Genomic DNA, 17849 nt, shown 5'->3' with positions numbered 1-17849 from the left:
GCGCTCGGCTTTTCCTTCGCCTATGTGCGGCTCGGCGCGGCGACCGGCGCGCTGATCCTGTTCGGCTGCGTGCAGGCGGCGTTGCTGCTCGCGGCGCGTTGGCACGGCGAGCCGGCCGGCGGCGCGCGGCTCGCGGGCGCGGTGATCGCGCTCGGCGGGCTGGGCGCGCTGCTGCTGCCCGGCGCGAGCGCCCCCGCGCTGCCGCCGGCCCTGCTCATGGCGGGCGCGGGTCTGGCCTGGGCCGGCTACACCCTGGCCGGACGCGGCAGCGCCGACGCGCTCGCCGACAGCGCGCGCAACTTCGCGCTCGGCAGCCTGCCGGCGCTCGTCTGCTGGCTCGCCGCCGGGCCGGTCGAGGCGGCGCCGGCTGGCGTCGCCTGCGCGCTCGCCTCGGGCGCGCTCGCTTCCGGCCTCGGCTACGCGGCCTGGTATGCGGCCCTGCCCGCGCTCGGCACGGCGGCGGCCGGCACCGCGCAACTGTCGGTGCCGGTCATCACCGCGCTCGGCGGGCTCGCGCTCGGCGAGCCGCTCGCGCCACGCACGCTGGCCTGCGGCGCGGTCGTGCTGACGGGTGTGGCGCTCGCGCTGCGCGCGCCCGCGCGCCGCTGACGCTTGCGCCGCCGGCCCGCGTGCCGGCGCCGCGCGAGCGGGCGTGACGCGGCCATGCAACGGCTTGCATGGCCGCGCCGGCCTCAGGTCACGATCAGCGCGCCGCTCATGTCCTCATGGCCGGTGCCGCAGAACACGTCGCACAGGAAGGTGAAGCGGCCGGCCTTGTCGGGCGTGATCGTGAGCAGCGTCGGCTTGCCCGGGATGATGTCGGCGCGCACGCCCAGATCGGCGATGTTGATGCCCATCGGCACCTCGGGCGCGGTCAGGCTGAGCGTGACCGTCTCGCCCCGGCGCACGCGGATCTCGGCCGGCACGAAATCGAACTTGCGCGCGACCACGGGGATCACGCGCGGCTTGGTCGCGGCGCGCGCGAGCCCGCCCACGCTGGCGGCGGCGCAGAGCGCGGCGGCGCTGGCGAGCAGGCGGCGGCGCGATGGCGGGACTTGCGGATGGCGTTCGATCGTCATGGTTCAAGCCTTCATCGGAAATTCGGACAGCGCATAGGCCGGCGCGGCGGGCGCGGCCTTCACCTCGCGAAAGCCGAGGCCGCGATAGGGCTGGGCCGGATCCCAGGGCAGCGGCGTGCGCTTGGGTTGCGAGCCGGCCTCGGGCAGCGGAAAGATCAGCGACCTGGCCGAGTGGTGCGCGACCGGCCCCGTCATCTGGTGATGCTCGTGATGGATGTGGCCGTAGAACACGGTCACGTTCTGCCGCGCCGACAGCAGCCCGACGGCGCGCGCGCCATCGCGCGTGGCCCAGTCCCATTGCGGATACAGGTCGAACAGCGGGCGGTGCGTGAACACCACGATGCGCGCGTCGGCGGGCTGGCCGGCAAGCTCCTTTTCCAGCCAGCCGAGCTGGTCGTCGCCCAGGCGCGCGCCCGGGTCGCTCACGTTGTCGAGCACGATGAAATGCACGCCCTTGTGGTCGAAGCTGTAGCTGGTCGGCCCGAAGAATTCGCGGAAGGCCTTGCCCGCGTCGAGCGAGGCGTCGTGCTCGCCGGGCATGAGGCGCACGGTCTTCACGTCCAGCCGCGCGATGTGGTCGCGGAACTCGGCCATGCGCTTGCGGCGCTCGCGCGGGTCGTCGGTGGTGTGGGTGAGGTCGCCGGTGAAGACGATGAAGTCGGGCTTGTCGGCGAGCGCGTTGACCGCGTCGATCGCCTTCGGCAGCGTGCCGCGCGCATCGGGGTTGGCCGGGCCTTCGTAGCCCCAGTGCGTGTCCGAAAGCTGCACGAAGAAGAAATCTTCGTTGGCCATGGCGGCCGCGCGCGCGGCCGGCGTGCGCGCGAGACCCGAGGCGAACACCGCGCCCCCGAGCCCCGCGAGCCGCAGGAATTGTCGTCTGTCGATAGCGCTCATCACTGCTCCCTGTGGGTTGGCCGGGCGACCTCGCCCGGCTCGGGATGCAGTACCGGCGCGCGGCCGATTCCATTCCCGCGCCGGCGCCGGCTGTAAGTCGCGCGGCGCCGCGCCGCCTGCCATCGCGCCAGGTCGCGCATCCCGCGCGACGGCCGGCGGACCGGCGCGGGAATAGGCGGCGAGTTCCGGCGGTATGGCAAGCAGACCCCCGGGATTCCGACGTGACCGACGACGCCGACCTCAAGCGCTTCGAGCGCCTTGCCCTGCCGCATCTCGATGCCGCGTACAACCTCGCGCGCTGGCTCACGCGCAACGACAGCGATGCCGACGACGTGGTGCAGGAAGCCGTGCTGCGCGCGCTGCGCTACTTCGCCGCCTTCCGGGGCGACAACGCGCGCGCCTGGCTGCTCCAGATCGTGCGCAACACCTGCTTTTCGTGGCTGGCCGAGAACCGGCCGGCCGTGATCGTGCCGCTCGACGAGGACGACGCGCGCTGGCGCGACCAGCCCGCGCCGGCCTGCGACGAGCCGCATGCGCGCGTGCTGCGCGGCGCCGACCGCGCGCGCATCAATGCCGCGCTCGCGGCGCTGCCGGTCGCCTACCGAGAGGTGATCGTGCTGCGCGAACTCGAAGACCTGTCCTACCGCGACATCGCCACCATCGCAGACCTGCCGGTCGGCACCGTGATGTCGCGTCTCGCCCGAGGCCGCGCGCTGCTGCGCGTGGCGCTCGATCCCGATGCGAAGCCGCGCCCGCGCGCCGTCGGCGCCGGCCGCCACGATTGCCAACCATGAACGACAGCCCCGTTTCCCGCGCCGAGCTTGGCGCCTTCGTCGATGGCGAACTCGAACTCGCGCGTACCCTCGAGATCGAGGCACGGCTCGCGCGCGATGCCGGCCTGCGCGCCGAGGTCGAGGCGCTGCGCGCGCTGCGCGACGGCCTGCGCGCCGAGGCCGAGCGTCATGCGGCGCCGGCCGCGTTGCGGGCGCGCCTCGCGGCGCTGGTGCCCGACGGCGCGGGCAAGGCCGGTGGCGCGGGCAAGGCCGATGGCACGGGCGCGGCGACCAGCGCGCCGGCCGGCTCGCCCGCGCCTGGGCCGAGGCGCAAGCCGGCCGCCGCGCCGGGCGCATCGGCCCCGGCAGGCTGGTTCGCGTGGCGGCCCTGGGCCGGCGCGCTCGCCTTCTCGGCGGTCGCCACGGTTGCGCTGCAATTCGCGCTCGCGGGCGCGGGCGAGGCGCGCCGGCTTGACGAGGAACTGGTCGCCAGCCATGCCCGCGCCACGCTCGCCGCGCGCGTGGTGGACATCGCCTCGTCCGACCACCATCAGGTGCGGCCCTGGCTCGCCGCGCGGCTCGACTTCGCGCCGCCGGTGATCGAGCAGCCGCTGCCCGACGCGAGCTTCCTCGGCGGCCGGCTCGATTACGTCGCGGGCCGGCCGGTGGCGGTGCTGGCCTATCGGCTCGGCGCGCATCAGGCCGATCTCTACGTCTGGCCCGAGCCGGGGCCGGACCATGCGCTGGCCCGCGCCGACGCGCGCGGCTACCGCATCGAGCGCTGGGCGCGCGACGGCATGCGCCGCGTGCTCGTGTCCGACCTCGGCGCCGACGAGAGCGCGCGGCTCGCCGCCGGACTCGGCGCGCGCTGAATCCGGCCGAGCGCTGAGCCTCGCCGGTCGCGCCGCCGCGCCGGTACGCGCGGCCGGCGCGGCGCCTGGCCGCGTGAACGTCTGCGCCGCCGACGTTCAGCCCGCGCCCAGCTTGTAGCCGCGCCCCCACACCGTCAGCAGCCGCGTCGGCTCGGCCGGATTCGGCTCGATCTTGCTGCGCAGCCGGTTGATGTGGGTGTTGACCGTGTGCTCGTAGCCGTCATAGCGATGGCCCCAGACGCGGTCGAGCAGGTCGGCGCGCGAGAACACCTCGCCCGGATGGCGCGCGAACAGTTCCAGCAGATCGAACTCGCGCGGCGTCAGATCGAGCGCCGCGCCGTCGAGAAAGGCCTCGCGCGCCGCCGGCTCGATGCGCAGCGCGCCGGCCACCACGCTGCCCGAGGGCCGCGTGCGCCGCGCCAGCGCATCGGCCCGGCGCAGCAGCGCGCGCACCCGCGCCACCAGTTCGAACACCGAATACGGCTTGGCCAGATAGTCGTCGGCGCCCAGCTCCAGGCCGAGGATGCGGTGCACCTCGCCCGAGCGCGCGCTGGTGATGATGACCGGCGTGTACCCCTCGCCCGCGCGCACATGGCGGCACAGCGCCAGCCCGTCGATGCCCGGCAGCATGATGTCGAGCACCACCGCGTCCCAGCGCGCCGCGCCCAGCAGGCGCTCGCCCTCGTGACCGTCGGCCGCGTGGGTGACCGCATAGCCCTCGTCGCACAGATGCATGCGGACGATCTCGGCGATGTGCGCGTCGTCCTCGACGAGCAGCACGCGGCGCGGCGGCGTTGGGGTGGCAGGCGTCATGGTGGTTCTCCGGGCGGGCGGCGGTGATGGCTGCCGGCCGTGTCGCGCGGCGCGCGCATTTCTTACGCGCGCCGTGACACTTCCGTGAGGACTCGGCCGGCGGCGGCACCGTCCAATCACGGTAACAGAACGACCGCTACAAAACATCCGTCGATGGCGACGGAGCGGCGTTCGGCTGCCGGAGAGACTCCATGACCGCCACCCTCCTCGCCCCCGCCCCGCCCGCTCGCGGCCAGCGCGACGGCCACGCCACGACGCGGTCCGCCGCCCTCGACCGCCGCCCCGGTACCGACGCCGCGTCGGCCGATCCGCCCCCCGCCGACGCCGCCCCGCGCGTCACCCCCGAGATGATCGCCACGCTGCGGCCCGACCTGCTGCGCCATGCGCGCATGCAGCTGCGCGACGCCGGCGCCGCCGAGGACGCGGTGCAGGACGCGATCGAGGCCGCCTTGCGCGGGCGCGCCGGCTTTGCCGGCCGGTCGAGCCTGCGCACCTGGATGTTCGCGATCCTGCGTCACCGCATCATCGACCAGCTGCGCGAGGCCGATCGCTGCATGACGATCGGCAGCGTCATCGACGACAACGACGACTGGAACGACGCGCTCGACGCGCTGTTCGACGGCCGGGGCGCCTGGCGCGACGGCGCCGCGCCCTCGGTGCTGCCGGTCGCGCCCGACGGCGCGCTCGAATCGCGCCAGCTCGACGCCGCCTTCGCGGCCGCGCTCGACGAGCTGCCGCAACGCACCGCGCGCGTGTTCGTGATGCGCGAGCTGCTCGGCCTGGAGGTGGAGGAGATCTGCGCCGAGCTGGGCATCACGCCCGGCAACTGCCACGTGATCCTGCATCGCGCCCGGCTGCGGCTGCGCGAATGCCTCGACGCCGGCTGGGGCCCGCGCGCATGAAATGCCGCGACGCCGCCGCGCTCAGTTCGCGCGCGCTCGATACGCGGCTCGGCCCGGTCGAGCGCGCGCGGCTGCTGCTCCATCTGGGCCACTGCCGCCGCTGCGCGCGCTACCGCGAGCAGATCGGCCTGCTGCGCCTGCTCGCCGCCCGGCGCGGCGAGGGCCGGGCGCGGGAATGAATGCGCCGCCGCGCGCGCCGGGCGAAGGCCGGTCGTGGCGGCGCCGGAGCCTCGCCGCGCGCGACGGGTTGCGCCGTCACTCGAAGAAGTCGCGTGCCGCGATGCCCTGGAGACCCTGGTTCGCCGGCAGGCCGGTGACAGCCGCGACCGATTGCAGCGCGCCTGATTCGCGGTTGATCACATAGCCGCTCACCGAGCCGGCCGCCGGACTGAGCGCGTAGAGGTAGCGGCCCCGGCCCGCGAGCGTGATGTCGGTCGGCGCGCCGCCGGGGCGGGCCGCCACGGCGTTGACCAGTTCCAGCCCGCCGCCGCGCTTGTACCGGTATTCGCTCACGGTGCCCGAGGCGGTGTTGGCGACATAGGCATGGCCGTCGGCGTCGGCCACGATCCAGCAGGTCGCGGCCTGGCCGTTGGCCACCGTGGCGGTGTTGAGCAGCAGGGTCGAGGCCGGCGTGGGCGGCACGTCGAAGCTGCTGACAGCGCCGCTGCCGGCCTCGGCCACGAGCACCGAGCCGTAGGGCGTGACCGCGAACGAGAACGGCGCCGCGCCGGGCGCGGGCGTGATCGCCGGCGCGCCGGTCGGCAGGCCCGCCTCGTCGAGATCGAAGCTGAACAGCCGCCCGCCGCCCGCGTGCGTGACGATGAGGCGGCGCGACAGCGCATCGACGCCGATGTCGCCCGGCGCCGGAATCTGCGCGAACGGGATGCTCGTGGCATTGGCCAGCCCCAGGTCAACCGTGCCCTTGCGCAGCAGGCTGCCGTCGGGGCCGATCACGAAGCTGGTGATGCGGCCGGTACCGCCCGCGTTCAGCACGTGCAGCACGCCGTCGGCCACGGCCAGGCTCACCGGAATGTTCCCGCCCGAGGACACGAGCGCGGTGCGACGCGGCTTGCCGCCGAAATTGCCGGGCGCGAATACCGACACCGTGTTGTCGCCCGCGTTCACCGCGAACAGCAGCCGCGACGCCGGGTCGTACACCAGCGAATGCTGGGAGCCGAGCGGATCGACCGCCGCATTGCCGCTGCCGCCGAGTCCGCCGGTGTCGACCGTGGCCGACGGCAGTGCCTGGAGCTTGCCGCCCGGCGCGCGCGCATAGCTGAGGATGCGGTTGCCGCCGGCCGCATTGGTCATCACGTAGACGATGCCGCCGACATCGAAGTCGTGCGCGAGGAAGTCATGGGCCTGGGCGCCGGCCAGCGGCGCGGCGAGGGCGAGGGCCAGCGCGACGGGCGCGAGCGGCCGGATTGAAAGCGTTTGCATGGTCGGTTCCGATCTGCGGTTGTGGCGCGCCGGTGGCGCGGGAACGCCGCGCGAGGCGCGGTCGCCGCCGATGATCGGAAGGCGCAACCGGCCAGTCCTCACGGAAGTTTCAACAAAGCCTCGCGCGCCGGTCACGGCCGACGCAATCCCGCGCGATTGCTTCGCGAATCGGCGTCCGGCAACGCCTTCGCCGGCCGCCGACCCGTGGCGATTCCACTCGGCCCGGGCGGACGCGGCGTGATCGGCGCCAACGCGGGCTGGTCCTTCGTGTCGTTCACGGCGGTCGCCTGGCGCGCCGAGGCGGGCGCCGCCGCGACGGTGCGAAGGACCGCGTGCGGCGCCCGGCCGTTTCAGCCCGCGTTCGGCACCGTGGCGCCATCGATCGGCGAAGCCGTGGCCGGCCGCGCCGCCCAGACACTGTCCGGCGGCCCCGCGCGCATCCGGCGCGCCGCCGCCCGCGCCATCAGCGCCAGCGCGCCCGCGCCTGCAAGCGCCGTCAGATCCACCCCCAGCGCCGCCGCCGAGCCATGGGCCCAGAGCCCGAGGCCCGGCGCGAGCCAGCCTGCCAGCGTCGTGAGCGGAATCGCGAACGCGAGCGCCGCCGCGAGCCACAGCAGATGCACGGCCGCGCGCCCCGCGCCCCGCGCGAAGGCCCAGCCGATCGCGCCGAGGAAGGCTGCGTAGTACAGCCCGACATGCCAGGCATGCAGGTCGGCCACGCGACCGTGCAGCCACTTGGCCGCCAGCAGCGTGAGCGAGATGCCGCACACGCAGCCGAGGCAGACCCCGATCGTCGCGGCCGCCATCAGCCGGGCATCGCGGCGCTGGGCCGGCAGCGCGCCGCCCTGCTTCGGCGCGCGCTTGCGGCGCGATTCGATCCACAGCAGGTTGCCGCTGTAGAACAGCCAGGCGCCCGCGAGGCCGAGCGCGAAGTACATCCATTGCACCGCCGTGCCGCCGAAGGCCGCCATGTGCAGCGCGAACAGGCTGCTGATGACGAGATTGGGCGCGCTCTGGCGGCCGGGCAGGAAGTCGGCGTTCATCACCTTGCCGCTGTACGGATCGAGCGCGACGAAGCCGCCCCGCGCGCGCGGCGACACCGCTGCCTCGTCGCGCCCCCAGACGCGCACCACCGGCTTCGGGCCGGTCACCTTCTGGTACTGGAGCTGGGTCGGCACGAAGCCCGGCGACAGTTCGCGCGCCCGCGCCACCAGCTCGGTCGGCGCCAGCATCGTGGCCGGATCGCGCGGCGGCGTCGCGGCCGGGGTAGCGACGCCCGGCCCCTGCACCGCCGCGCCGAAGCGGCCGTCATGGAACAGCCGGTCCTGCAAGGCATAGATGCCGTCGTGGAAGGCGAACACCGCCGCCGTCACCGCCATCACCACATGGAAGGGCAGGCTCATGAGGCCGACGGCGTTGTGCGCGTCGAGCCACATGCGCTTGAGATTGGGCCCCACGCGCAGCGCGAACAGGTCCTTCACGAGCGAGGGCAGCAGCACCACCACGCCCGAGAACAGCGCGAGCGCGTAGAGCGTGGCGATCACGCCCATGACCCAGCGGTTCGGATCGCTGTCGACGGGCAGGCCGATCACGCGGTGCAGCACGTCGATGAAGCCGGCGACCGGCGCGGGCTGGAACTCGCTCACGCGCGCGCTGCCGGCGTCGAGCGTGGCGACGTAATGGCGCGCGCCGCGTTCGTCATGGTCGTCGCCGCCGGGCGCGCGCAGCTGCCATTCGAGCCGGCCGGGCAGATGCTCGGCCTCGCGCAGGTGGACGGTGAACTCGCGCGCCGCGTCGGGCCGGGCTGCAAGGGTTTGCACGACCAGCGGGCCGGCGTCGGCCAGCGGCAGCGCGGCCTCGACCGCCGGAGGCGAGGCCCAGCGCGAGATCGGTTCCTTGAACACCGTGAACGCGCCCGCGTAGAAGGCAATGAACAGCGCCATGCCGCTCAGGATGCCGGTCCAGGTGTGGACCGACTTGTAGATGCGCACGTAGTCGGTTCGCATGAATGCCGCCTCAGTTCTGGGCCAGCCGCAGCGCGCCCCAGGCGCCCCAGGCCAGCAGGTTGGCGCCGCCGAGCCACAGCCAGGCGCGCAGTCCGCTCGTGAAGAACCCGCTCGCGCCGAAGGCGACGAACCACAGCGGCACGACGAGCCACATCGCGAGCTGGCCGCGCAGCGCGAGCGGCAGCGCCGCCAGCAGTTGCGCGAGCACGCCGCTGCATCCGAGGGCGAGGCCGAAGCCGAGCAGCAGCCCGGCCAGGGTCCTGGCGGTCCAGTCGCGCGCGATCGGCGGGGGCTTGCCGGCGGCGCTCACGAGCGGCCTCGCGGCCGGGCGACGAGCGCGCCCGCGTGCGGCAGCAGCACGAGCGCGAGCATGAGCGCGGTCAGGAACACGAAGACGGCGGTGATGGCCTGCATCGTCTGGCCGAGCGCGAGCAGGCCGAGCAGCAGCAGCGCCGTGCCGGCGCCGCGCGCGGGTCGCGCGGGCAGCGGTGCCGCGCGCAGGCGCTGATGCGGCGACGCGAGATAGAAGCCGGCGCTGCCCGCGAGCACCGCGCCGAGGCCGAGAAGGAGGAAGGAAGTCATCGTCGGAAGTCCGGATGGGCGCGCGCTACCCGGTCGGGGCCGCGCGCGCCGGTTCAGGGTTGGGCGAGGAAGGTCTGCATGCCCCGGCTCAGCGCGGGCAGCCAGACCGGGCCGTGGTCCTCGCCGGCCAGCTCGTGAAAGGCGACCTGGTCGGCCCAGCCGGGCAGCGCGCGCAGTCCGGCGGCCAGCTCGCGCGCGGGCGGGATCATCTGGCGCGTGGCGATCAGCGCGCGCAGCTCGGGCGCGAGCGTGGGCGGCGGCGGGTCGTCCTCCAGCGCGCCGACGCTGATCTGCACCCGCGCCGGCGCGCGGCCGGCATCGGGCCCGGGCTGGTCGCGCAGTACGCGGCGGTCGTCCCACCAGATCGAGGGGCTGGACGCGAGCCAGGTCGAGAACAGCGCCGGCCGCGTGAACAGCGCATGCACGACCAGCAGTCCACCGAAGGAATGGCCGAACAGCGCCTGGCGCGCCGGATCGACCGGGTGGCGCGCCGCGATCAGCGGTCGCAGCTCGTGCTCGATGAAGTCGAGGAAGCGGTCGGCGCCACCCGCCTCGGCCGCGTCGGCGGAACGCGCGACGCCATCGGCGCCGGCGGGCCTGCCGGGCGCGCCGACCGTGTCCGGAGCGACCGGGCCGGGCGTGTAGTCGCGCCGGCGCGCGGCGACGTCGAAGTCGGTGGCGTCGGGGTAGCCGATGCCGACCACGATCGGCGGCGCGAGGCCGGTCTCGTCCTGGCGCCGCGCGGCGCCGCGCGCGAGAAAGGCCGCGACCGGAAAGGCGGCGTTGCCGTCGAGCACGTAGAGCACCGGATGGCCGGCGGGCGGCGCGGGCGTGTCGGGCACGGCCACGAAGATGCGGTAGCGCTGGCCGTTGGCGCGCGCCGTGAGGTCGAACTGGCGCGCGGCGGGCAGCACGACGGGCGCGTCGGCCGGCGCGCGGTCCGAACGGTGGCTGGCGTCGGCGAGGCGGGCCGCGGGGGCCGGCCCCGCGCCGGTGGCCATGACCGGCGCGTCGCCCGCGGCCGTCATCGCGCCGGCCGGGCCTGCAAGCGCTGTCAGCGCGAGCGCGAGCGATGCCGCGAAGGAAGGGGCGGCCATGTCAGAAGTCCACGCTGGCCGAGGTCATGACGCTGCGCGCCGCGCCGAGCGTGGCGATCGGCGTGCTGTCGCTGAAGCTGCCCGAGTAGTAGGCGCGGTTGGACAGGTTGTTGACGTTGAGTCTCAGCACCACGCGCCGGCCGTCGATGCGCGTGGCGTAGCGCGCGCCGGCGTCGAGCACGCCCCAGCCGGCGATGCGCTGGGTGTTGGCCGAGTCGAGGTACTGGCTGCTCGTGGCCGTGACGCGGCCCGTGAGCGTGAGGCCCGCGAGCCAGGGCGCGTCCCATTCGGTGCCGAGGTTGCCCTGCCAGCGCGGCGCGCCGACGGCGGCCTTGCCGTTGTAGAGGTCGTCGGTGGTCCTGGTCTGGATGCCTTGCGTGTAGGTGGCGCCGCCGAGCAGGCGCAGGCCCGGCATCACCTCGCCGAAGGTGTTCCATTCGAGGCCGCGCACGCGTTTCTCGCCGCCGTCGGAATAGCTGATGTCGCCGCCGCTGCCATGGCTGATGAGCGTGGGCCGCGTGATCTGGAACAGGCTCGCCGTGTTGCCGAAGCCGGCGGCGTTCCACTTGACGCCGACCTCCTCCTGCTCGGTCTTGTAGGGCGCGAAGATGAGCGCGGGCGTCACCGTCGTCACGCTGTCGCCCTTGCTCAGACCCTGCACGTAGTTGGCATAGAGCGAGACATCCGCCGCCCAGGGCCTGACCACCACCGCGACCGACGGCGTGAGGGCCGACTTGTCGTACACCGGCTGGACCGCCAAGCCCGTGGTGCTGCTGTAGTTGGTCGTCTCGACGCGCTGGTGACGCAGGCCGACGATGAGCCTGAGCCGGTCCGACAGCATCGACATCGTGTCGACCAGCGCCAGGCTCGACAGCGTGACCTCGCTGGTCTTGGGCGAGCTGAGCGGGAGCGCAGGCATCGCCCAGACCACCGGGTCGTAGATGTTGGAGCTGTAGGTCGAGAGATTGGAGCCGCTGCCGTTCTCCTGGCCGAGGCGGCTGCCCTGCAGCACGAACTCGTGGGCGACGGCGCCGGTCGAGACGCTCGCGCGCAGTCCGGCCTCGGCCGACAGGCTGTCGGTGTAGCCGAGCTGGGCCACCATGCGGCCGGTGTAGTTGCCGTTGGCCTGGATCTGGCGCGCATGCGTGCCGTTGATCATCCCGGCGTAGTCGTGCTGCATGACGCCCACCGCGGCGAAGGCCGACAGCGCGGGCGTGAAGTCGTAGCTCGCGCGGGCGATCGCGGCCTTGCTTTCGAGGTCGCCCCAGGCGTTCGGGAACTGGTTGGCGCTGCCCTTCGGCGCCTTGGGAATCGTGGTGGTCGAGAACCAGTACATCGCCGGCGTGCCGCCCTTGAACGATTCCTTGCTGTAGTAGGCGTCGAGCGAGGCGACCAGATCGCGGTTGCGGTAGTCGAAGGCGGCGGACGCGAACTTGCGCTTCTTCGACTGGCCGTCGACGCTGGTCTCGCCATCGCTGTAGGCGCCGTTCAGGCGCAGGCCCAGGCTGTCGTCGGGGCCGAAGCGGCGGCCGACATCGACGCTCGTGCCGACCTGCCCTTCCGACTGGTAGCCGACCGTCACGCGCGTGAGCGGCTCGCTGCCGGCGCGCTTGGGCACCAGGTTCACCACGCCGCCCACGCCGCCGCCGGGCGGCATGCCGGTGAATAGTGCGCTCGCGCCCTTGAGCAGCTCGACGCGCTCGAACATCTCGGTCGGCACATGGCCGACCGGCGCGAGGCCGAACAGCCCGTCGATCGCGAGATCGCCCGCGTTCACGTCGAAGCCGCGCACCCGGAAGTTCTCGTAGGCATGGCCCGACGAGGTCGTGAAGCGCACCGACGGATCGTTGGCGAATACCTCCGCGAGCGTGCGCGCCTGCTGGTTCTCGATCAGCTCGGCGGTGTAGGCGGTGAGATTGAACGGCGTGTCCATCACGTCGAGGTTGCCGAGCAGGCCCACGCGGGCGCCACGCGCCACCTGTCCGCCTGCCTGGGCAGCCGGCAGGTCGGTGGCGGACTCCTTGCGCGCGGCGACCTTGACGGCGGGCAGTACCGGCGCGTTCGCGTCACTCGTGGCGGCCTGGGCCATTGCGGGCGCGGCGCCGAGCGCGGCGCCCGCGACGACCGAGGCGGAAACGACGCGGGCCGCGAGCGCGATCGACGTCAGGACGGCGCGCGGCTGCGCGCTGGGGCGGAAAAGCGGAGTCAAGGCATGCCTCGTTGGTCTTGTTAAATGCGAACGATTATCATTAACTATGATGCATGGAAAGACGCCTTGTTACATCTCTGCCGCGTTTCCGCCCCGCTCACGACTGATTCCGATCTCGATCACATTTGAGCGGCGATCGACGATTGCCGTTTTCCCTCCCGCGTAGATACCCGCAAGCCGTCTTGCCCCGCCTCCGGTCGCGCACTTAATCTGATCACGATCACTTTTGATTCAGATTCACCAAGAAGGAGCGGGACATGGACGGACAAGGCAAGCGCGTGGCGCTGGTGACGGGCGCATCCACCGGCATCGGCCGCGCGTCGGCGGTGGCGCTCGCGAAGGCGGGCTACGACCTCGCGCTCAACTACAGCCGCAGCGAGAAGGAGATCCGCGTGACCGAGGCGGCCGCGCGCGACGCCGGCGCGAAGGTCGCCGTCATCCGGGGCGACGTGAGCCAGGAACGCGAGGTGGTGGCGATGATCGACGCCGTCGCCGAGGCCTACGGCGGTCGGCTCGACCTGCTGCACAACAACGCCGGCACAACGATCGACACGCCGCCGGCGAAGTTCGACACCGTCGCGGTGGAGGATTTCGATCGCGTGTTCGCGGTGAACGTGCGCGGCACCTTCCTCGTGACCAAGCATGCGACGCGGCTGCTGCGCGCCCGGCCGAAGGCGACCGTCATCAATACCGCGAGCATCGTCGGGCTGCGCCCCGGCCCCCAGCCCCTGCCCTACTCGGCCAGCAAGGCGGCCATCGTCTCGATGACGCAGACGCTTGCAGGCGCGCTCGGCCCGGCCATCCGCGTCAACGCGATCGCGCCGGGCTGGATGGAGGGCGACTGGATGGAACGTGCCCTCGGCGACAACTACGACCGCCTGATGGAGCGCCGCGCCAAGGCCACGCCGCTCAAGCGCTGTGTCACCGCCGACGACGTGGCCGAGGTCGTGGTCTCGATCGCCACCTCGATGCACTTCATGACTGGCCAGGTGTTCGTGATCGACGGCGGCTTCGCCTCCGTGACCTGAGCGCGGCCTGCGCGCCGGGCGGTCTCCCCGCCGGCCGGCGCCTTCTTCGCCCAGCGCCTTCCTTCCGCGACGGCCATGCCGCCGCGCCGCCCCAGCCTTCCGAGGAGACCGACCATGCTGTCCGGTGTCACCCCCTTTCCGTCCGACTTCGCCCGGCGCTACCGCGAGCGCGGCTACTGGCAGGACCGCGCGATGCGCGACGACTTCCGCGCCTGGTGTGCCGAGCACGCCGAGCGCACCGCCCTCATCGACGCGACCCGCAGCGTGAGCTTCGCCGAGCTGGACGCGCGCTCCACCAACCTCGCGCTCAACCTGCTCGACCTCGGCATCGGGCCGGGCGACCGCCTCGTCGTGCAGATGCCGAACGTGATCGAGTTCGTGTACCTGCACTTCGCGCTCCAGAAGATCGGCGCGATGCCGGTGCTCGCGCTGCCGCCGCACCGCTTCCGGGAGATGAATCATTTCGTCGGCCTGGCCGAGGCCGTGGCCACGGTCACGCCCGACGTCGCCAAGGACTTCTCGTACACCGAGATGGTCGGGCGCCTGCGCGAGCGGCACGCCTGCCTGCGCTTCGGCATCGTGCTCGGCCGGGCGCCCGAGGGCTTCGTGTCGCTCACCGAGCTCATCGACCGCCCGGCGACGCGCGCGCCGTCCGACATGGACGCGATCGTCATCGACCCCGACTCGCCCGCGCTTTTCCTGCTGTCGGGCGGCACGACGGGTGTGCCCAAGCTCATCCCGCGCACGCACAACGACTACCTGTTCAACTCGCGGCTCGCGGTGTCGGTGTGCGGCGTGCGCGAGGGCGACGTGCTGCTCGACGTGCTGCCGATCGGTCACAACCTGCCGCTGGCCTGTCCCGGCCTGCAAGGCTTTCTCGGCAAGGGCTGCGCGGTGGTGCTGCACACGAGTACCGCGCCGGAGCAGGTGTTTCCGCTGGTCGAGCGGCATCGCGTCACCCATATCCACGTGGTGCCGGCGCTGCTGATCCGCTGGATCGAGAGCCCGCTCGCGGGCCGCTTCGACCTCGGCTCGGTGCGCGTGATCCAGAGCGGCGGCCAGCGCCTGCAACCGGAGACGCGCAGGCGCACCCAGGCGCTGCTGCCCGGCTGCACGGTGCAGGAGAACTTCGGCATGGCCGAGGGCCTGCTCATGTTCGTGCGCCTCGATGACCCGGCTGACGTGCGGCTCGAGACCGTCGGCCGCCCGATCTGCCCCGACGACGAGGTGATGCTGCTCGGCGAGGACGACCGGCCGGTCGCGCCCGGCGAGGTCGGCGAGCTGTGCTGCCGCGGGCCTTACACGCTGCGCGGCTACTTCCGCGCCGACGAACACAATGCACGGGCCTTCACGCCCGATGGCTTCTACCGCTCGGGCGACCTGATGCGCCAGCATCCCTCGGGCAACTACATGGTCGAGGGGCGCAAGAAGGACCTCATCAACCGCGGCGCCGAGAAGATCAGCGCCGAGGAGATCGAGAACCTCATCCTCATGCATCCGGCGGTGCAGAACGTGGCCTGCGTGCCCGTGCCCTGCCCGACGCTGGGCGAGCGCAACTGCGCCTGCGTCGTGCTGCGGCCGGGGCGGCAGCTGGCGTTCGCCGAGCTTGTGGCCTTCCTGGAGCAGCAGGAGATCGCGCGCTTCAAGCTGCCCGAGCGGCTGGAGATCTTCGACGGCTTTCCGCTGTCGAGCTTCGGCAAGGTGTCGAAGAAGGATCTGGTCGTGATCGTGGCCGAGCGCGCATTGCAGGCGGCCTGAGATGAGCCTCGTCCAGCACCGCCGCGAGGGCGGCATCCATCGCATCACGCTCGACAATCCGGCGCGGCGCAACCTGCTGTCGGTCGGGCTGTGCACGGCGCTGATCGAGGCGGTCGCGCTCGCCTGCGAGGACCCGGCCGCGACCGCGATCGTCATCGACGCGAACGGCCGCGCCTTCTGCGCCGGCGCCGATCTCGACGACCTGAAGGCCGCCGCCGCCGGCAGCACGGAGGCGGTCGAGCTGGTCTATCGCGCCTTCATGGTCGTGGCCGACGCGCCGCTGCCCACCGTCGCCGTCGTCCAGGGTCCGGCGGTGGGCGCGGGCATGAACCTCGCGCTCGCCTGCGACCAGCGCATCGCCACCACCGGCGCGCGTTTCGACACGCGCTTCCAGCGCATCGGCCTGCATCCGGGCGGCGGCCACGGCTGGATGCTGTTGCGCGCGGTGGGCTGGGCGAATGCCAACCGCATGCTGCTCGGCGGCCAGCCGGTGGACGGCGCCGAAGCGCTGCGCATCGGACTGGTCCAGCATTGCGTCGAGCCGCAAGCGCTTGCAGGCCTGCTCGACGCCGAACTGGCCGGGCTGGCCGCCGCGCCGCCCGGACTCGTGCGCCGCGCCAAGGCCTCGTTGCGGCTCGCGGCGCGCGGCAGCCATGCCGAGGCCTTCGCGCACGAGACGGCGCAGCAGATGTGGTCGCTGCAACAGCCGGCGTTCGCGGCGCGGGTCACGGCGATGCAGGCGAGCCTGTCGGGGAAGACGTCATGAGCGCGCCGACGCTGGCCGAGGACCCGTCGCGCCCGATCGTCGATGGCGACGCGCGCGTCCCGCCGCCGGCGTTGTCGCCGGCCCCGGCGGCGGCGGACGCGCGCCCGCCCGTGCGCCTCGACCGCGACGGCCATGTCGCGCGTCTCACCATCGACCGACCCGACGCGCTCAACGCGATGGACTCGCATGCCCATCTGGCGCTGAGCCGCGCGCTCGACGCGATCGAGGCCGATCCCGACTGCTGGATCGTCGTGCTGACCGGCGCCGGCGAGCGCGCCTTTTCGGCCGGGCGCGACCTGAAGGAAGTCGCGCGCGAGCCGCTGATGGACGAGGCCGAACGCGCCGCCCTCGCCGCGCGCTGGGCCGGGCTGCGCCGCCTGACCGACCGGCACGACTTCTTCCGCCCCGTCATCGCCCGCGTGAACGGCATGGCGCTCGGCGGCGGCTTCGAGCTGGCGCTGGCCTGCGACGTGATCGTCGCGGCCGAGCACGCCAGCTTCGCGCTGCCCGAGCCGAGGCGCGGCCTCGTCGCGATGGCGGGCGGCATGCACCGGCTGCCGCGCCAGCTGCCGCTCAAGCTCGCGATGGGCATGCTGCTCACGGGCCGGCCGCTCGCGGCGCGCGAGGCGCTCGCGCACGGGCTGGTGAACGAGGTGGTGCCGGCCGCCGATCTGGACGTGGCGGTCGGGCGCTGGGTGGCCGACATGCTGGCCTGCGCGCCGCTGTCGCTCCAGGCCACCAAGCAGTGCGCGATGGCCGGGCTCGGCCGGCCGCTGGCCGAGGCCATGGCCGCGAGCTATCCGCTGGAGGCGCGCCGCAAGCGCAGTGCCGACAGCATCGAAGGCCCGCGCGCCTTCGCCGAGCGGCGCTCGCCGCGCTGGACCGGGAGCTGAGATGCGCCGGACCGCATTGCGCATCACGCGGGCCGCCGCCGGCTGCCACGCGGCGGAACGGAGGCCCGCGCGCTCAGCCCTTCGGCTTCTCGATCGCCGCGAGCGGCAGCGCGAGCAGCCAGGCCAGCCGCTTGCGTCCCTCGTCGCGGTCGAGCGCCTCGCTCGTGATCCATTCGCGCAGCGCCGAGGTGTAGATCGCGAACAGCGTCGCGGCGGCCTGGGCGGTGTCGACGCCCTCGGCCACGCGGCCGCGCGCGCGGCAGTCGTCGAGCCAGGCGGCCAGTTCGGCCTTGACCAGCTCGCGTCGCGCGAGGATGCGGTCGGTGTGCGGATTCGAGCCGTAGAACTCCATCTGCGGCAGCACGATGCGCGCGAGCGCCGCGTTCTGCGCCCAGAAGTCGTAGAGCGTGAGGAAGGCGTCGGCCAGCTCGTTGACGAGGCTGCGCCGCGCCGACGGCGCCTTGAACAGCCGGGGCAGCCGTTGCAGCTCGTCGACATAGACCATGGCCAGCAGCCCGGCCTTGTCGGTCGCGTAGTTGAACACCGTGCCGAAGCCCACGTCGGCCTCGCGCGCCACCTCGCGCAGCGTCGTCGCCTCGTAGCCCAGCGTGGTGAACAGCTTGCGCGCCGCCGCGCAGATGAGCTGGGCCTTCTCCAGCTTCTTGCGCTCGCGCAGCCCCGGGCGCGGGGCGTCCGGCTTCGTCGTCTCGTCGGTCAAGGTCGTCTCCACGGCCGTG

The 17849-nt window shown here is 73.2% G+C and carries 19 protein-coding genes; 9 read left to right on the top strand and 10 right to left on the bottom strand.

What is annotated here, in order from left to right; all coding sequences use genetic code 11:
- Positions 1-24: 24 nt before the first annotated feature.
- Complete coding sequence (locus tag H566_RS24525) at positions 25-609, top strand: EamA family transporter (protein ID WP_211238076.1); 585 nt, start codon at positions 25-27, stop codon at positions 607-609.
- 83 nt (positions 610-692) lie between these two features.
- On the opposite strand, the gene H566_RS0111260 is transcribed toward H566_RS24525, so the two are convergent.
- Positions 693-1079: a cupredoxin domain-containing protein gene (locus H566_RS0111260; RefSeq protein ID WP_028311517.1), complete on the bottom strand. Its 387-nt coding sequence runs from the start codon at positions 1077-1079 to the stop codon at positions 693-695.
- Positions 1080-1082: 3 nt separating this feature from the next.
- Positions 1083-1973, bottom strand: a complete 891-nt coding sequence (locus H566_RS0111255; protein ID WP_034411468.1) for a metallophosphoesterase family protein — start codon at positions 1971-1973, stop codon at positions 1083-1085.
- Between the two features lie 221 nt (positions 1974-2194).
- On the opposite strand from H566_RS0111255, the gene H566_RS24520 reads away from it, so the two are divergent.
- Positions 2195-2767 carry a sigma-70 family RNA polymerase sigma factor gene (locus tag H566_RS24520; RefSeq protein WP_051378653.1) on the top strand — a complete coding sequence of 191 codons (573 nt, stop codon included), beginning with the start codon at positions 2195-2197 and terminating at the stop codon, positions 2765-2767.
- Positions 2764-3618, top strand: a complete 855-nt coding sequence (locus tag H566_RS27460) for an anti-sigma factor family protein (RefSeq protein WP_051378652.1) — start codon at positions 2764-2766, stop codon at positions 3616-3618. Before H566_RS24520 ends, H566_RS27460 begins: the two co-directional genes overlap by 4 nt.
- A 96-nt stretch (positions 3619-3714) precedes the next feature.
- On the opposite strand, the gene H566_RS0111240 is transcribed toward H566_RS27460, so the two are convergent.
- A complete protein-coding gene (locus H566_RS0111240) occupies positions 3715-4431 on the bottom strand; it encodes a response regulator transcription factor (RefSeq protein ID WP_028311515.1) in 717 nt (238 codons plus the stop codon).
- 191 nt (positions 4432-4622) lie between these two features.
- On the opposite strand from H566_RS0111240, the gene H566_RS24510 reads away from it, so the two are divergent.
- Positions 4623-5333, top strand: a complete 711-nt coding sequence (locus tag H566_RS24510) for a sigma-70 family RNA polymerase sigma factor (RefSeq protein ID WP_084545004.1) — start codon at positions 4623-4625, stop codon at positions 5331-5333.
- Complete coding sequence (locus H566_RS0111230) at positions 5330-5512, top strand: anti-sigma factor family protein (RefSeq protein ID WP_028311514.1); 183 nt, start codon at positions 5330-5332, stop codon at positions 5510-5512. The genes H566_RS24510 and H566_RS0111230 overlap by 4 nt, the downstream gene beginning before the upstream one ends.
- 76 nt (positions 5513-5588) lie before the next feature.
- On the opposite strand, the gene H566_RS24505 is transcribed toward H566_RS0111230, so the two are convergent.
- The 6 genes from H566_RS24505 to H566_RS24490 all read right to left on the bottom strand — a co-directional run bounded on the left by H566_RS24505 (position 5589) and on the right by H566_RS24490 (position 12667).
- Entirely contained in the window at positions 5589-6773 is a 1185-nt protein-coding gene (locus H566_RS24505) for a lactonase family protein (RefSeq protein ID WP_156924394.1), read from the bottom strand.
- Between the two features lie 350 nt (positions 6774-7123).
- Positions 7124-8779: a PepSY-associated TM helix domain-containing protein gene (locus tag H566_RS0111220; RefSeq protein ID WP_028311513.1), complete on the bottom strand. Its 1656-nt coding sequence runs from the start codon at positions 8777-8779 to the stop codon at positions 7124-7126.
- Between the two features lie 10 nt (positions 8780-8789).
- Positions 8790-9089 carry a hypothetical protein gene (locus H566_RS0111215; RefSeq protein WP_028311512.1) on the bottom strand — a complete coding sequence of 100 codons (300 nt, stop codon included), beginning with the start codon at positions 9087-9089 and terminating at the stop codon, positions 8790-8792.
- Positions 9086-9361: a hypothetical protein gene (locus tag H566_RS24500; RefSeq protein ID WP_034411466.1), complete on the bottom strand. Its 276-nt coding sequence runs from the start codon at positions 9359-9361 to the stop codon at positions 9086-9088. Before H566_RS24500 ends, H566_RS0111215 begins: the two co-directional genes overlap by 4 nt.
- 53 nt (positions 9362-9414) lie before the next feature.
- A complete protein-coding gene (locus tag H566_RS24495) occupies positions 9415-10458 on the bottom strand; it encodes an alpha/beta hydrolase (RefSeq protein ID WP_051378650.1) in 1044 nt (347 codons plus the stop codon).
- Position 10459: 1 nt separating this feature from the next.
- Entirely contained in the window at positions 10460-12667 is a 2208-nt protein-coding gene (locus tag H566_RS24490; RefSeq protein WP_245591346.1) for a TonB-dependent receptor, read from the bottom strand.
- Between the two features lie 257 nt (positions 12668-12924).
- Here H566_RS24490 and H566_RS0111195 point away from each other — a divergent pair, with 257 nt between their 5' ends.
- The 4 genes from H566_RS0111195 (at position 12925) to H566_RS0111180 (ending at position 17112) form a co-directional block, all read left to right on the top strand.
- Positions 12925-13695 carry an SDR family NAD(P)-dependent oxidoreductase gene (locus tag H566_RS0111195; protein WP_028311511.1) on the top strand — a complete coding sequence of 257 codons (771 nt, stop codon included), beginning with the start codon at positions 12925-12927 and terminating at the stop codon, positions 13693-13695.
- Positions 13696-13809: 114 nt separating this feature from the next.
- Positions 13810-15453 (top strand): (2,3-dihydroxybenzoyl)adenylate synthase, encoded by a 1644-nt coding sequence (locus H566_RS0111190; protein WP_034411464.1) that lies wholly within the window; start codon positions 13810-13812, stop codon positions 15451-15453.
- A 1-nt stretch (position 15454) separates the two neighbouring features.
- Positions 15455-16219 (top strand): enoyl-CoA hydratase-related protein, encoded by a 765-nt coding sequence (locus H566_RS0111185; RefSeq protein WP_028311509.1) that lies wholly within the window; start codon positions 15455-15457, stop codon positions 16217-16219.
- Positions 16216-17112: an enoyl-CoA hydratase-related protein gene (locus tag H566_RS0111180; protein ID WP_084545003.1), complete on the top strand. Its 897-nt coding sequence runs from the start codon at positions 16216-16218 to the stop codon at positions 17110-17112. The genes H566_RS0111185 and H566_RS0111180 overlap by 4 nt, the downstream gene beginning before the upstream one ends.
- 73 nt (positions 17113-17185) lie before the next feature.
- On the opposite strand, the gene H566_RS27455 is transcribed toward H566_RS0111180, so the two are convergent.
- Positions 17186-17830, bottom strand: a complete 645-nt coding sequence (locus H566_RS27455; protein ID WP_169732523.1) for a TetR/AcrR family transcriptional regulator — start codon at positions 17828-17830, stop codon at positions 17186-17188.
- Between the last annotated feature and the right edge of the window lie 19 nt (positions 17831-17849).

The sequence above is a fragment of the Derxia gummosa DSM 723 genome, assembly GCF_000482785.1.
GTDB classification, from domain to species: domain Bacteria; phylum Pseudomonadota; class Gammaproteobacteria; order Burkholderiales; family Burkholderiaceae_E; genus Derxia; species Derxia gummosa.
The sequence above is the reverse complement of the archived record's forward strand: the minus strand, read 5'-3'. Positions and strand labels throughout refer to the sequence as shown.

Excerpts from the sequence above, each read along its gene's own strand:
- H566_RS0111260 (WP_028311517.1), bottom strand. The coding sequence starts at position 1,079 with ATGACGATCGAACGCCATCCGCAAGTCCCGCCATCGCGCCGCCGCCTG.
- H566_RS0111255 (WP_034411468.1), bottom strand. The coding sequence starts at position 1,973 with ATGAGCGCTATCGACAGACGACAATTCCTGCGGCTCGCGGGGCTCGGG.
- H566_RS27460 (WP_051378652.1), top strand. The coding sequence starts at position 2,764 with ATGAACGACAGCCCCGTTTCCCGCGCCGAGCTTGGCGCCTTCGTCGAT.
- H566_RS0111240 (WP_028311515.1), bottom strand. The coding sequence starts at position 4,431 with ATGACGCCTGCCACCCCAACGCCGCCGCGCCGCGTGCTGCTCGTCGAG.
- H566_RS24510 (WP_084545004.1), top strand. The coding sequence starts at position 4,623 with ATGACCGCCACCCTCCTCGCCCCCGCCCCGCCCGCTCGCGGCCAGCGC.
- H566_RS0111230 (WP_028311514.1), top strand. The coding sequence starts at position 5,330 with ATGAAATGCCGCGACGCCGCCGCGCTCAGTTCGCGCGCGCTCGATACG.
- H566_RS24505 (WP_156924394.1), bottom strand. The coding sequence starts at position 6,773 with ATGCAAACGCTTTCAATCCGGCCGCTCGCGCCCGTCGCGCTGGCCCTC.
- H566_RS0111220 (WP_028311513.1), bottom strand. The coding sequence starts at position 8,779 with ATGCGAACCGACTACGTGCGCATCTACAAGTCGGTCCACACCTGGACC.
- H566_RS24500 (WP_034411466.1), bottom strand. The coding sequence starts at position 9,361 with ATGACTTCCTTCCTCCTTCTCGGCCTCGGCGCGGTGCTCGCGGGCAGC.
- H566_RS24495 (WP_051378650.1), bottom strand. The coding sequence starts at position 10,458 with ATGGCCGCCCCTTCCTTCGCGGCATCGCTCGCGCTCGCGCTGACAGCG.
- H566_RS0111195 (WP_028311511.1), top strand. The coding sequence starts at position 12,925 with ATGGACGGACAAGGCAAGCGCGTGGCGCTGGTGACGGGCGCATCCACC.
- H566_RS0111190 (WP_034411464.1), top strand. The coding sequence starts at position 13,810 with ATGCTGTCCGGTGTCACCCCCTTTCCGTCCGACTTCGCCCGGCGCTAC.
- H566_RS0111185 (WP_028311509.1), top strand. The coding sequence starts at position 15,455 with ATGAGCCTCGTCCAGCACCGCCGCGAGGGCGGCATCCATCGCATCACG.
- H566_RS0111180 (WP_084545003.1), top strand. The coding sequence starts at position 16,216 with ATGAGCGCGCCGACGCTGGCCGAGGACCCGTCGCGCCCGATCGTCGAT.